We start from the raw sequence: 13553 nt of genomic DNA on the forward strand, positions 1-13553 counted from the left end.
GGTTGAATTATGCCGCCAGCGGGTACGCGTTCGATCGCCGCACAAACACCTATGGGCAGACGGTCACCGTGACCAACGTCCTCTCTCAGACGATCACCGATCCCATCTATCTCGTGTTAGGCAATCTATCATCCAATGCCACTCTGACCAATAAGACAGGCGACACCGTCAATAATACGCCGGGCAGTCCCTATATCTCGGTCTCTCCTTCGGGCCTGGCGCCTGGCGCTTCCGTCACCGTCTCACTGAAATTCACCACAACCGGCGGCGGGATTACCGACACGCTGAGCGTCATCCACACCGCTGGCACGCCGTAATCGGCCCTCATCTCCAACCACCGCCTCATCGGACTTAAATTATCATCCAAATGAAAATGACACGCTTCCTGCGCACTTCCTGCGCGGCCGTCCTCTCCACCGCCTTCCTGCTCGCCCTCGCTCCGGCCGGTCACGCGGCGAATCTGGTCTACTGGGTTACCCTGAACACCACATCTCTGCTGGGTAATTCCAATGCACCCTTCTCCCTGGACCTCCAGTTGGTCTCGGGCTCCGGTAACGTCTCGAACACCGTCACATTGAGTAATTTCTCTCTCACCGGCGGCTCCGGTTCGTTGTCGCCCACGGGAACGCAGACTTACACCCCCTTGGGCAACACGAGCGGCTCGCTGCTGACCAGTGTGGTGCTGACGTCGCCCTCTGGCCAACCCGACGGCGTGAATGAATACGCCGAGGTGTTGCCCGCCGGCGTGATACAGATCGTCTTCAAAGTGACCGAAACGAACGTCGCGGAAGTCGTCGGTTCCGGCCTCCCAAGCCCGGACCAATTTAATGTCTTCATCGACGACAATTCCACCTTCTCGATTCCGACATCGGATGCGACCGGCGGCACCCTGGTCTCGAATGCCATGGTCGCGAGCACGTTTCTCTCCCAGGTGAATACCTACACGAGCCAAAGCCCGGAGGGTGGGGTGACCGCCAGCATCAGTTCCGTTCCGGAACCGGGTTCCGCGGCCTTGCTCCTCCTCGGAACCGTCGGCCTGGCAGCCCGGAGAAAGCGGACGGCCGCGCTTTCAGCCGCCTAAGCCAATAACCTCCCAATAACCTCCGTGGGGCCATCTGCCGAGATGGCCCCACGGACTTTTTACTTATCCTATGAATAAACTGCCGAAGTTGCTCCTTCCCCTCGCCGGCGTGCTCCTGGCCACCACCACGGCTTCCGCCCAAAAGCTGCGTGCCGATCCCGGCTACACGCAGACCAATCTCGTGGCCAATAAGGCGGAGTACAATCCACAGATTATCGATGAACGCATGCGCGATGCCTGGGGCATCGCTTTGCGTCCGCCGGGCGCCGGCGGCCACATCTGGATATCCAATGCCGGGACGGGCACCTCTTCCGAATTCATTGGTGATGTCCCAGGCAATCCCCTCCACCAGGACGGCCTGAAAATCGTCGAACTCGAACAACCGCACTGGACCGATCACGGCTACGCGTTTGTGACCGGTCAGGCCTACAATTCCGCCAGCGATCTCCCTGGGCAGCCAGTGGAATTCCCCGTTGCCGGCCCAGCCGATAACCTCAAGGTCGCGCCGCCCGAAGCCATCCCCGACGGCTTCTCCGGCTCGGCAAAATTCATCTTCGTGACCGAGGACGGCTGCATCAATGCGTGGAGCGCCAATACCGCGGTCGCCATGAAGATCGCACCGTTGATCATCGACTATTCGAAGACCGCGCAGTGGATGCCATATCGTGTGAATTGCGTCTTCACCGGAGCCGCCCTCACAAACAATGCTGCCGACTCGGACGCGTACAAGAAAGCGGGGGGCAATCATCTCTTCGTCGCCGATATTCGCAACAACGCCATTCAGGTCTTTGACAACCAATGGAAGGATGTCACCGACGCGTTCCATTTTCAGACACCCGCGACCGTCGGCGGTCTCCACCCCTTCAATATTGTCGATCTCGGCGGCCACCTCTTCGTTGCCTACGGCGAGTTCGATCCCTATAGCGACGAGGGTCAGGAGCAAATCGCCGGAGCCGGCTTTGGCCACGTCGTCGAATATAACGAAGACGGTACGCTGGTGAAGGATTTCTTCGCCGGCCATGGCGTGCTCAATCTCCCGTGGGGCATGGCCATCGCCCCCGCCGGCTTTGGCCAGTACGCGAATGACCTCCTCGTCGCCAATTTCGGCGACGGCACCATCTCGGCCTTCAATCTCGAGACCGGAGATTTCGTCGGTTACATGCGCGATGCCGAAAGCAAGATCATCTCCATCGATGGCATCTGGGGACTCGCCTTTGGCAACGGCCACAGTCTGGGCAGCGCCGACTCGCTCTACTTCACCGCCGGACCGAACAATGAACAGGACGGCATTTTGGGCCGCCTCGATTCACGCCATTCGAGAGAGCCCCGGCGCACCCCCGACACCGCTTCCTCCACGGCAGCGGCACAGAATCCCGCCGCACGCTAGCGCGGTCCCCATCGAGCCTTGAGGGTGGACTTGCCAAGCAAAGGGCAACCGCTACTATGCGGATGCTTACATGGCTTTATTGAAATTCGCGCCTGTCGCGCTGTTGTTCACGTTGCTCGCGCTCGCGGTTCCCGTCCGCGCGGATGAGGCTGCCGCCTTTGTCGTCTCCGACAGCACCACTGGCTTCATCCTCGAGCAGGCGCACGGCGACAAGAAGCTCCCCATCGCCAGCCTTACCAAGATCGCCACGGCGATGGTCGTGCTCGACTGGAGCGAAGCCAGCAAGTCCGACCTCGGCCAGCTCGCCACCGTGCCCGGCGAAGCCGCCCAGATCTCCGCGGGCCAGGGCACCGGCTTCCAACCCGGCGACCGCGCCACGCTGCGCGACCTGCTTTACGCCGCGCTCATGCAGTCCGACAACGTCGCCGCCCTCACCCTGGCCAGCCATGTCGGGCAGGCCATCGGCGGTTCGGGCAGCCCGGTCGACAGCTTCGTTGTGCAAATGAATGCCCTCGCCCGGACCCGGGGCATGAAGAACACGAAATTTCTCAATCCCCACGGCCTCGACAACCTCGAGCGCTCGGTCCCCTACTCCACGGCGGCGGACCTCGCGAAGCTCACCTCCTACGCGATGGCCAATTCCGCCTTTCGCTTCTACGTCTCGCAACACGAACGCAAGATCACCATCCAAACCGCCAGCGGCGGCCAGAGCGCCTATTTGCTGCGCAACACCAACGAATTGCTGGGCGTCAATTCCATCGACGGCGTCAAGACCGGCACCACCGCCCGCGCCGGCCAGTGCGTCATCATTTCCTGCGGCAAGCCGCCGGACAGCCGCCAGGAAGGCGAGACCCATATCATCACCCCACGCCGGCTCAACGTGGTGGTGCTCGGCGCCACCAATCGGTTCCCCCTCGCCCAATCATTGCTGGCCCGCGGCTGGCAGCTCTACGATTCATGGGCTGCGGCCGGGCGTCCGGCCAAGGGATGGAAACCGCCGCGCTAAGCATGACTGAGATCCCCAAACGCATCGGAGTTTTAACCAGCGGCGGCGATTGCCCCGGGTTGAACGCCGTCCTCCGCGGCGTTGTTCGCGCCGCCACGAATCGCAATTGGAAAGTCTTCGGTTTCGTCGATGGCTTCGAGGGCTTGCTGCCGCCGGGAGATTTCATTCCGCTCACTACCGCCCGCACCGCCGGCATCATGCACCTCGGCGGCACCATCCTCGGCACCACCAATCGCGGCCATTTCGTGGCCAAGGTCGGCGAAGGCTCCAAGGCGGAAATTCCCAAGGAAATCATCGAGCAGGCGCGCGAGACGCTCCGCCGGCTGCAGATCGACGCGGTCATCGCCATCGGCGGCGATGGCTCGCTCACCACCGCGCAGCAGCTTTGGGAATCCGGCATTCCCATGATCGGCGTGCCCAAGACGATCGACAACGATCTCGAGGCCACCGCCACGACTTTCGGCTTCGACAGCGCGGTGGCCTGCGTGGCCGATGCGCTCGACCGCCTGCACACCACCGCCTCCAGCCACAAGCGCGCCATGGTCATCGAAGTGATGGGCCGTCACGCCGGCTGGATCGCGCTCTACGGCGGCCTCGCCGGCGGCGCCGATATCATCCTCATCCCGGAAATTCCTTTCGACCACGAGCGCGTCGCCAACGCCGTGAAAAAGCGCGATGCCGACGGCTGCTTGAGCACGCTCATCGTCGTCGCGGAAGGGGCTCGGGAAATCGAAGGCCACCTGCGCGCACGCACCGTGAGCTCCGGCGAAGTGAAGCTCGGCGGCATCGGTGAAATCGTCGCGCACGAGATCGCCCAGCGCACCGGCAAGGAAACGCGCACCTGTGTCCTCGGCCATCTCCAACGCGGCGGCGCCCCGACGACGCTCGACCGCATCCTCGGCACCCGTTTCGGCGTCAAAGCCGTGGAATTGATCGCCGAGGGAAAATTCGGCGAGATGGTGAGCTACCAGAACTATCACGTGCTCAGCGTCCCGATTGCCGATGCCGTCCACCGCATCAAGCTCGTCCAACCCGACAGCCAAATGGTGCGGACCTGCCGCGACGTCGGCATCAGCTTCGGCGACTAAGGCGGCCCGCCGCCATTGGATGTTCGACGTTGGGTGTTGGATGTTCAAAACCGCCCGCTGGATTCACCGCTATCATTCCCCGGATGCCCGACGCGCTGATCACCTCTCGGACCCTCCTCCGTCCCTTCACGCTCGAGGACGCCCCCGCCGCCTTCCCGTGGTTCTCCGATCCCGAGGTCATGCATTTCATCCCCGGTGGCCCCGACCAGACCCTTGCCGCCGTCGAAACCCGTCTCGCCCGCTACATCGCGCACCAGCAACTCCACGGCTTCAGCAAATGGCTCGTCATCGACCGCGCCACGCAGGAAAACATCGGCGACGCCGGCCTCTTCTATTTCCCCGATGGTGTGCGCATCGAACTCGGCTTCCGCTTGCGCCGCGATCGCTGGGGCAAAGGCTACGCACCCGAAGTCGCCGCCGCCTGGATCGCGCACTATCAGCAGCACCACCCCGGCCGCACCCTCCACGCTATCACCGAGCCGGAAAATCACCGCTCCCAGCGGGTGCTGGCCCGCCTGGGCTTTAAAACGGTCGGCTCCGAAGTGCTCTACGACGAGCAATTCGACGTTTTCGCACTCGCGCCTGCTTCATCTGCTACGCAATAGGAGAAACAGGAGCCCAGTGCCCGACCGCGCGAGAAAGCCGTATTCCCCCATGCATCTCCTCTCTCCAAGACTTGTGTCAGGAATCCTGGCCTGCGTGATGAGTCATCACGTCGGCATCGCCGCCGACCCGGCGAATCCCCCGAACGCACCAGATGCTACTCCTGTTGCGCCCGCTGGAATGGTCGTTCGCTTCGAACTCTTCGTGAAGGACACGCGCGTCGCGGCGGACTTCTACCGCCGCGTGTTGGGTTTCGAATGCCACCCCACTGAGGGTCAATACATCCAGGCGCGCAACGGCTCGGTCCACATCGGAATTTGCGACCAGGCGATGCTTTCCAAGACACACCACTTTTCCCCGGAAGCCTTGCAGGGGCGCAAAGGCGTGGGCACTGAGATCGTGCTCGAGGTGGATAACTTCGACGCGCATTATCAACGCGTCGAGAAGAGCGGCTATGCTATCCATGAAGGTGTGACCCGGCGGCCGTGGGGCCTGCGCGACTTCCGCCTCGTGGACCCCGATGGGTACTATCTGCGCATCACCGAAAAGTCGCCCGCCGCCAACTGATTTCCCCGCCGCCTCTTCCCCATTGAATCGCGAGCGCGATTCCGCCAATCTGCCGCCGCAATTCTCCGCATCCCCTATGGACTACTATTACACGGCCGACGGTACGAACGTGCTGGGACCCACCCCTCTCGGAGAATTGACGACCCAACTCTCCCAAGGCGGTCTTGCCTCAACCACCCAAGTATGCGCCGTCGGCAGCAAGACATGGCAGCCGATCTCCTCCGTCGTGCAAGCCGGGAGCACGCCTCCACCACCCCCTCCACCGCTGGCGCCTCCACCAATTCCGCAGACCGGCGACGCCACCGGCGGACTCATTCCGTACAAGAACCCGCACGCCTTGGTCGGCTACTATCTCGGGATCTTCGGTCTCATGCCTTTCATCGGCATCTTGCTCGCCATTCCCGCTTTGATCCTCGGCATCATCGGCCTCAAGAAGCGAAAACAAAATCCCGTGATCAAGGGCGCCGTCCACGCGTGGATCGGCATTATTTTTGGAGCGATCTCCATTGCCTATCACGCGCTCATCGCCGTGGCACTACTCTCGGCGAAGCATTGAAGCGATTTTGGCCACGCCGCCATCAGGCGAAGGACTGCTACAAGCCAGCCGAGGGCAACGCCCCATCCGCGCTAACTGTTTGCGGGCCTATGGTCCTCCTCGAATTCGTCTTTAATGCTGATGCGCCGGGGGCGCCGCAGGCGTCGCTCCTTCGGGAGCTTTTTCCTGCACAGCTTTGCGCTCCGCCATGATTTGGTTCAGCACGGCTGCAAACGTGTCGAGCACTTGATCACCCTTGGCCGCCTTCATCTTGTCGATGAGCGAGTCAAGGTCGGCGGCTTTGGCAGGTGTCTCCGTTTTCGCCATCATTTTCTGGCAGCAGCAGGCGGGTTCGGGCGCGGGCTCCTTCTTCATCATTTTGCACCCTTCCTTCGCCGCAGTTTCGTCCGCGGCAAACGATCCGGCAGCAAAGGTGAGGGCGAGCAGGGCGGTGAGTAGGGATAGTGTTTTCATTCATGATCTCCGTGTTTTGTTTTCGCCAAACATTCGGCCCGGATGGAAAGAACCGCTGCGCGCCCATTGGCCAATCCTCTCCCTTTCCTGCTATTCCCTGCGAAGCATCTGCGCGAGACGAGAGCGCGCCGCATCAAAATCGAAATCCGGGGCGACGCCTTGGGCCGGCTTCCACACTCGCATCTCTCCCTTCCGTCCCCACTCTTGCCCCCGCACCAAGCGCCCGCTATGGGAATACCGCTGTCACATCCACGCCCGAACCTTCCAAGCCCATGAGCTCTTCCACGATCCATAAAGCCGTCCTCCTCGCCGCCGGCAAAGGCACGCGCATGCGCGAACTGACAAGTGAACTCCCCAAGCCGATGATCCCGGTGCGCGGACAGCCGATCCTGCGGCATATCGTGGACGGCTTGCGCGCGGCAGGCGTCACCCATTTCCAGATCGTCGTCGGCTGGCACGCGGAAGTCGTGAAGGACTACTTCGGCGACGGATCGAAATTCGGCGTCACAGTCGAGTACGCAACGCAGGTGGTGCAGGATGGCACGGGGCGCGTGGTGGAATTGGCGAAGGATTTTGCCGGCGCGGATCCCTTCATCCTCAGCTACGGCGATATCCTGATCGATCCGGCAAATTACCAGCGGCTGGCCGATCTCGGCGACGCCGAGGGGCTCGTGAGCGTGAAGCACAACCCGGGAGAAATCGCCAAGGGCGGCGCGGTCTTTGTGAACGAACGCTTCGAGATGACGGACCTGCGGGAAAAGCCCAAGCCGGGCGAGCCCACCAGCCCATGGTACAACGCCGGTGTCTACGCCTTCCGCCCTAGCATCTTCGAGTTCACCGCGAAGCTCGAGAAATCCCCGCGCGGCGAATACGAACTCACCGACGCCATCCGCGCGCTCGCCCAAAGCGGACGCAAAGTACAAGTCATCGAGTTGAGTGGCGACTGGGCCGACGTCCGCGACCCAGAAGTCCTGGCACAGCTCAACGCGGAGACTTGAGCGACAGCCCGATCGAGTCAGTCTTAAAACGCAGAGGCGCAGACGAAGAGGAGACAATCAGACAGGGAGACAAGGGGCTCATTAGAGACTCCGTCTCGTTGTCTATCCTCCCTTTCCATTCCTCTCCCGCTCTCCGCGTCAGCGATCCTTGTCGTTCAGCAGTTCCTCGGGCTTCGGGTTGGAAAGTTCCGGCCGAGTGAGATTCGCGACCAGCGTCTGGTCACCATTCTGCAAGACCACATTGCCGTCATTGATCCGCTGCACTCGAATGCGCACCGGCGTCGCGCCGGGCGTCTTCGGCATGCGGAGAAACTCTCCCTCGCTGTAGGCGCGGGCATTGATCACCGCCAGCGACGGGGTCGTGCCCGAGCCGATCATGATGCTGGTGACCTTGAAGCTTTTCCCATCGAGGACGACTTTCGGCGCCTGCACTTGCGGAGCGGACGCCACGGGGCCTCCTTTGTTGCGTTTCACCCAGCCGATGGGCCAGAAAGGCGCGCGCTGCACGTCATCGGGGTTCGAAAAAGTGGAACGCTTTTTCAAGACGTAGGGCGGCACTTCGTCCTTGGGGGCGGAATCGGCTTTGGCCGGCTCGGCCGGGGCCGGGGTTTCAACCGGGGCCGGACGGACGGCATGCACCACCGGGGCGCACGCCAGGAAAACAGCGAGAAAACGAGAGGGGCGGAGGCTCATTGCTTGACGAGGTTGTTGACGGTGAGGAAGACGTGCTGCATTTCGACGTCGTCACGGCTGGCATCGATCTGCATCGCGCTAATCTCCAGCAAAGGTTCCTCATTTTCCAGTGCCGCGATGGCCTGGGCAAAAGTCACATATTCCACCTTGGGCAGGTCCACGCCCCAGGTGATCTTACGGAAGCCCGGCAGGTCCTTGTCGCTCGACTCACCCGTCATGCGCGTGGCGGCCTTGTCGACCCCCTGCTTCTTGAAAAAATCCGCCGTGCGCGTCGGAAACCAGGCGACCGGTGAGCCCTCGGGAATCATCGCCAGAGCCTGGCGCATGGGCAGGGTTTGCTGGGGCGAGTCCAGTTCCATCTGTTTGGTCTTCGCCATCTGGGCCTTGGCATTGGCGATTTCCGGTCCCAGCGCACCGATGCCCTGCTGCGTCTGCTCCGCGTGTTTCATGAGCGGACCGAGCAGCAAATCGAAGTAGCTGTAGACCACGCCCAACAACAGCAATCCGCCGAGGACGATTTTTTGGATTTCTTCTTTGCCGAGTTTCATTTCTTTCTCCGTCCGGGTGCGGTTTGCGTGTCGTCGCTGGCGGTAAATTGCACGATGATAGCGAAAGTGGCGGTGCCCACTTGCTTGCCATCCAGCGTGATCATCTCGGTCCCGTCTTCGAGCGTCTTGAAGGTGGAAGTGACATTCTTGTAGTGCGGAGACAGGCGGTCGGCGATGGCCGTGCGCAAGTCCTCGGCCACGCGGCGGGGATCGGTGCCGGCCGACAATCCATCGATGCTCAGCGAGCAGCGCCGGACGGCGTCGCCGCTCAGTTCACCACCGAGCCGCGAAATCTGCACCTCGCGCGGGACGACCTGCGTGAGTTCCGCGAGCAAAGGCGCCCAGTAGAAGCGTCCTTCGATCCGCTTCACCATCTTCACACTCGTCGCCGCCTGCTGGTTCAATTCTTCCTCTCGCTTCCGCGCCACCTTGGCCTGCGGCTCCACGCGGGAGAATTCCCCCTTCGCCTTCAGATATTCGTCGTTGATTCCGTGCATCCGCACCAACTCGAAAAAATACCACAGGGCGAAACAGCCGAGCACGGCGGAGATGCCCCAGATGGAGATTTTCAGCGGATCCCGGCGCTTGAGCGCCTTGGCCCGGATGACTTCGTGATAGAGATTGAGACGGAGGGCCATGGCTCAGCTTGCTTTCAAAAGTTCCGCGGCGGCACCGCAGGCGACATTCAAGTCGATCCCGTACTCCGCCAGGGCGGCGGTGCGATTCGCCGGGAGCGTCGACTCACATTTGGACACCGCGCTCCACGATTCGCAGGGCAGGCGCAGTTCCTCCGTAAAGACTTTCAGCAGCGCCTGCGACTTGGCCGGGCCTCCGGACACATAGATCTTCGGGATGGTTTCTTCGTGCCGGTGCTCGAGGAACCCGATGGAGTTCTGGATTTCCCGGATGAGCGCATTGATAGCGACACGGGCAAATTCGATCATCACTTCGTCCTCCTGCTCCAGCGCCTGCAAGACGGCCTCACGCCCTTCGCCGCTCAAGCTGGTCAGGGCTTCGATCAAGGCCTTGCCGCCGAAATCGATATTGCGCACGAGGATGAGTTCGCGCTTCAGGCCGACCATCATCGTGGAATTGGTGTGGCCGATATCCACCAGGAAAAACGCCTGGTTGTTGAAGACCTCCTCGTGGGCGAATTCAAAGGCATTGAAAGCGCAGATCGGGGCCAGTTGCATGACGCTGACGTCGTTGCTGGCTTGTTGCAGCGCGGTGCCGACCAGCGTGACTTGCGGGCGGGGCAGGCCACCGACCAGGTAGCGCTTTCGGCCGAGCGCATCGGCCTCGGTGGGAGACCCCAAGGGAGCGATGCGATCGCAATCGAGCACAAATTCCCGGCAGTCCTGGTTGAGCAAAGTCATGCCATTCAAGCGCAACGCTTCGCGCAGCAGTTCCGGCGGCGTCTCCGGCTGCTCGATGATGCGGATGATGGCGTCCGGGGTGGAGACGCCCACGGCACAGGCCTTGGCGGAGCCGCCCATTTCCTTGAACAAAGATTTCAGTTGAGTCGCGAGCGCCTCGGCCGTTTCCGCGGGCTCGGCAACGATCTGCGCCGCGTAATGGGTGAGCACATAGCGGTTGCCCGGCTTTTTTTGCAGCAGCACGGACTTCAGGGAGTATCGCCCGAGGTCCACGCCGATCACGGATGTAGGAGCTTTTGCCATTCTACAAATGCGTATTAGCAGCCGATGTGCCGAGGGGCTTGAATTCTCAATTATTTCCCGTTTACAGGGGTCGCCCCTGACTCTGGAAGACGTTCGTTTTGCCGCAGGTCGACCAGCATTTGATCCAGCACCAGAAGGGCTCCACTGGCGGCGACCACAATGAAGAGAATCCCAGCAACGAGAATTATCGCACGATTGCGACCGGACTGCGCGCGATGAGAACGCTGCGCAGCGAGCTGGACCTCGAGCATTTGCATGAGTTGTTCTGGCGTTGATTCCTTGGTTTCGATTTCTTTCATGGCTCCATGTTTGGCGCTGATCCCAAAGAAAAAGCTAATCTCGCGCCTTTTTTGGCATTTTTCGTTGTTTTGGGGCTCGGATCGGTCGTGGAGCATTTTGGAGATGGGCGCGCCTTCTGGGCCTTCAGCCAGCCGATGTACTGGGTCTTTCCTCTGCAAACGCTCGTCTGCTCGGTGTTTCTCCTGCGCGGCTGGCCTTTCTACCAGTTGCGCGCGCCGCATCGGCTGCTGTTCACCTTCGGCGCCGGGGTGCTGGCCTTGCTGCTCTGGATCGCGCCCCAGGAATGGCTGGGCGCGCCCCGGCGCCTGGACGGGTTCAACCCGGAGTTTTTCGGCGGCACCGGCTGGCCCTATGCGGTGAATCTAGGGCTGCGCTTCGTGCGACTGGTGGTGGTCGTGCCGCTGCTCGAGGAAATCTTCTGGCGCGGGTTTTTGCTCCGCTACTTGATCAATGAGGACTTTTCCCGTGTGCCCTTTGGAACATTTTCCTGGCGCTCCTTCGCGATTGTGACCGCCGGTTTCTGCCTCGAACATTCCCGCGCCGACTGGCCGGCCGCGATCCTCACCGGCGCGCTTTACAATCTCGTCGCCTACCGCACCAAAAGCCTCAGTTCCTGCGTGCTCGTCCACGCCGTGACCAACGCCCTGCTGGGAATTTACGTCCTGCGCACCGGCCAGTGGGGCTTCTGGTAGCGACCGGCGAGCCCGGGGACGGGGAAAGACATTCCACTCCGCGGCAAAGGATCTGCTTAAGAACACCCTGTGCAAGGCACTTTCGTCCATAAGTTCATCATGATGATCCTCGCCGGATTCGCCGCCGCGTGTCTCCTGTGGGGTTTCCGCCACATCATCCAGGAAGCCTTCTACGAGACGTCCAACGAAGGCGCGAAAGATAGCCTCCACGGCTCGACAGCGGAAAAGCGCCACCATTAACTTCACTGCGGCCCCTCAGGTGCCGCTCCAGTGAAAATCGGTCTCGCCCAGCTCAATACCACCGTCGGTGACCTTCGCGGCAATGCGGAGAAGATCCTTGCGGCTTATCGCGCCCTCGTCGCACGCGGCGCGCACCTTGTCCTCACCCCCGAACTCGCCCTCACCGGTTACCCGCCTCAGGACCTCGTCTTCAAGTCGCGCTTCGTCCCGCTCAACCTCGAGAAGCTCGACGAACTGCACCAAGCGGTGGGCGATGTGCCGCTCATTGTCGGCTTCATCGACGTGAACAGCGGACCCGGGCAACCCTTTCACAACGCCGCCGCGGTTCTCCAGCGCGGCCAGCCAATCCGCAAGATCCACAAGTCGCTGCTCCCCACCTACGACGTCTTCGACGAGGACCGCTATTTCGAGCCGGCGAAAAGCGTCGAGCCGGTCGAGATCGCCGGCACCCGATTCGGCGTCACCATTTGCGAGGACATCTGGACGGAGAAGTATCTCCCCCGACACTTGTATGGCAGTTCCCCGGTGGGGTCGCTCATCGCTCAAGGCATCCAGGCCATCCTGAACCTGAGCGCTTCCCCTTTCAGTCTCGGCAAGGCGGCTCGCCGGGCGGAAATGCTCAGCGCCGTGGCCCGCGAACACCGGCTCCCGATCCACTACTGCAACGCCATCGGGGGCAACGACCAGTTGGTCTTCGACGGCAACTCCCTCGCCCTCGACTCGCAGGGCACGCTGCACACCAGGCTGGCGCCCTTCGCCGAGGAATGCGCTATCGTGGACCTGCATCCGGCCTCTCCCTCCCCATCTCCGGCCTTTCCCTCCGAGCCGGAGGAACTTTTCCACGCCCTCTCGCTCGGCACGCGCGACTATCTCCACAAGTGCGGCTTTCACTCCGCCGTCCTCGGCTTGAGCGGCGGCATCGACAGCGCGGTCACCGCCTGCCTTGCCGCGCAGGCCCTCGGCGCGGAGCATGTGCTCGGCGTCACCATGCCCACGCAATTCAGCTCGCCGGGCAGCATCGACGACTCGCTCCTCATCGCCCAAAACCTCGGCATCCGCTGTCTCACTATCCCGATCCAGCGGAGCTTCGAGGTCTTCCGCGAGCAGTTTCGCGAGATCTTCGCCGGCCTTCCCGAGGATACGACCGAGGAAAATATGCAGCCGCGTCTGCGCGGGATGACACTCATGGCGCTCTCGAACAAGTTCGGCTCCCTGCTGCTCACCACCGGCAACAAAAGCGAACTCGCGGTGGGCTATTGCACCCTCTATGGCGACATGTGCGGCGGTCTCGCCGTGATCAGCGACGTACCGAAGACCATGGTTTACGAGCTCGCCGAGTGGATCAATCGCGACCGGGAAATCATCCCTCGCGCCACGATCGAAAAGCCGCCCAGCGCTGAGTTGAAGCCGGACCAGCGCGATCAGGACACCCTGCCGCCCTACGAGATTCTCGATCCCATCCTGCAACTCTACGTCGAGGAGCAACTCAGCAGCACCGAGATCATCGCCCGTGGATTCGACGAGAAGACCGTGCGCTGGGTCGTGCGGCGCGTCGACCTCAACGAGTACAAGCGTGCCCAGGCGGTGCCGGGACTGAAAGTCACGGGCCGCGCCTTCGGCCTCGGCCGCAAGATGCCGGTGGCCCAGCGTTTCGTGGAATGA

General features: G+C 61.9%; 17 protein-coding genes and 1 pseudogene. 12 read left to right on the plus strand and 6 right to left on the minus strand.

The window, feature by feature from the left end; all coding sequences use genetic code 11:
- From ABJF10_RS08945 to ABJF10_RS08980, 8 genes and pseudogenes are all read left to right on the plus strand, one after another.
- Positions 1-317: pseudogene (locus ABJF10_RS08945) on the plus strand (hypothetical protein); the annotation flags it as partial.
- Positions 318-367: 50 nt separating this feature from the next.
- Positions 368-1081: a PEP-CTERM sorting domain-containing protein gene (locus ABJF10_RS08950; RefSeq protein ID WP_348544207.1), complete on the plus strand. Its 714-nt coding sequence runs from the start codon at positions 368-370 to the stop codon at positions 1079-1081.
- Between the two features lie 70 nt (positions 1082-1151).
- Positions 1152-2468, plus strand: coding sequence for a TIGR03118 family protein (locus ABJF10_RS08955; protein ID WP_348544208.1), 1317 nt, complete (start codon positions 1152-1154; stop codon positions 2466-2468).
- Positions 2469-2547: 79 nt separating this feature from the next.
- Positions 2548-3474 (plus strand): serine hydrolase, encoded by a 927-nt coding sequence (locus ABJF10_RS08960; RefSeq protein WP_348544209.1) that lies wholly within the window; start codon positions 2548-2550, stop codon positions 3472-3474.
- Between the two features lie 2 nt (positions 3475-3476).
- Positions 3477-4562: an ATP-dependent 6-phosphofructokinase gene (locus ABJF10_RS08965; RefSeq protein ID WP_348544210.1), complete on the plus strand. Its 1086-nt coding sequence runs from the start codon at positions 3477-3479 to the stop codon at positions 4560-4562.
- 83 nt (positions 4563-4645) lie between these two features.
- Positions 4646-5167, plus strand: a complete 522-nt coding sequence (locus ABJF10_RS08970; protein ID WP_348544211.1) for a GNAT family N-acetyltransferase — start codon at positions 4646-4648, stop codon at positions 5165-5167.
- A gap of 97 nt (positions 5168-5264) precedes the next feature.
- The gene (locus tag ABJF10_RS08975; protein ID WP_348544212.1) at positions 5265-5732 is read left to right on the plus strand and encodes a VOC family protein; all 468 of its coding nucleotides are present in this window, start codon (positions 5265-5267) and stop codon (positions 5730-5732) included.
- A 76-nt stretch (positions 5733-5808) separates the two neighbouring features.
- The gene (locus ABJF10_RS08980) at positions 5809-6288 is read left to right on the plus strand and encodes a GYF domain-containing protein (RefSeq protein ID WP_348544213.1); all 480 of its coding nucleotides are present in this window, start codon (positions 5809-5811) and stop codon (positions 6286-6288) included.
- 111 nt (positions 6289-6399) lie between these two features.
- On the opposite strand, the gene ABJF10_RS08985 is transcribed toward ABJF10_RS08980, so the two are convergent.
- The gene (locus ABJF10_RS08985) at positions 6400-6741 is read right to left on the minus strand and encodes a hypothetical protein (RefSeq protein ID WP_348544214.1); all 342 of its coding nucleotides are present in this window, start codon (positions 6739-6741) and stop codon (positions 6400-6402) included.
- Positions 6742-7013: 272 nt separating this feature from the next.
- Here ABJF10_RS08985 and ABJF10_RS08990 point away from each other — a divergent pair, with 272 nt between their 5' ends.
- Positions 7014-7739, plus strand: coding sequence for a sugar phosphate nucleotidyltransferase (locus ABJF10_RS08990; protein ID WP_348544215.1), 726 nt, complete (start codon positions 7014-7016; stop codon positions 7737-7739).
- 138 nt (positions 7740-7877) lie between these two features.
- Here ABJF10_RS08990 and ABJF10_RS08995 read toward each other — a convergent pair whose 3' ends face one another.
- From ABJF10_RS08995 to ABJF10_RS09015, 5 genes are read right to left on the minus strand one after another with little or no spacing between them, the layout of a single operon-like run.
- Positions 7878-8432: a hypothetical protein gene (locus tag ABJF10_RS08995; RefSeq protein ID WP_348544216.1), complete on the minus strand. Its 555-nt coding sequence runs from the start codon at positions 8430-8432 to the stop codon at positions 7878-7880.
- On the minus strand, positions 8429-8980 hold the full coding sequence (locus ABJF10_RS09000; RefSeq protein WP_348544217.1) for a hypothetical protein: 552 nt from the start codon (positions 8978-8980) through the stop codon (positions 8429-8431). The genes ABJF10_RS08995 and ABJF10_RS09000 overlap by 4 nt, the downstream gene beginning before the upstream one ends.
- Complete coding sequence (locus ABJF10_RS09005) at positions 8977-9618, minus strand: hypothetical protein (RefSeq protein WP_348544218.1); 642 nt, start codon at positions 9616-9618, stop codon at positions 8977-8979. Before ABJF10_RS09005 ends, ABJF10_RS09000 begins: the two co-directional genes overlap by 4 nt.
- 3 nt (positions 9619-9621) lie before the next feature.
- Positions 9622-10659 carry a pilus assembly protein PilM gene (gene pilM / locus ABJF10_RS09010; RefSeq protein ID WP_348544219.1) on the minus strand — a complete coding sequence of 346 codons (1038 nt, stop codon included), beginning with the start codon at positions 10657-10659 and terminating at the stop codon, positions 9622-9624.
- Positions 10660-10709: 50 nt separating this feature from the next.
- On the minus strand, positions 10710-10958 hold the full coding sequence (locus ABJF10_RS09015; RefSeq protein WP_348544220.1) for a hypothetical protein: 249 nt from the start codon (positions 10956-10958) through the stop codon (positions 10710-10712).
- 6 nt (positions 10959-10964) lie between these two features.
- Here ABJF10_RS09015 and ABJF10_RS09020 point away from each other — a divergent pair, with 6 nt between their 5' ends.
- From ABJF10_RS09020 to ABJF10_RS09030, 3 genes are all read left to right on the plus strand, one after another.
- Complete coding sequence (locus ABJF10_RS09020; protein WP_348544221.1) at positions 10965-11651, plus strand: CAAX prenyl protease-related protein; 687 nt, start codon at positions 10965-10967, stop codon at positions 11649-11651.
- 69 nt (positions 11652-11720) lie between these two features.
- Entirely contained in the window at positions 11721-11891 is a 171-nt protein-coding gene (locus ABJF10_RS09025; RefSeq protein ID WP_348544222.1) for a hypothetical protein, read from the plus strand.
- A 30-nt stretch (positions 11892-11921) separates the two neighbouring features.
- Entirely contained in the window at positions 11922-13553 is a 1632-nt protein-coding gene (locus ABJF10_RS09030; RefSeq protein ID WP_348544223.1) for an NAD+ synthase, read from the plus strand.

The organism is Chthoniobacter sp. (genome assembly GCF_040003245.1).
GTDB lineage: Bacteria > Verrucomicrobiota > Verrucomicrobiia > Chthoniobacterales > Chthoniobacteraceae > Chthoniobacter.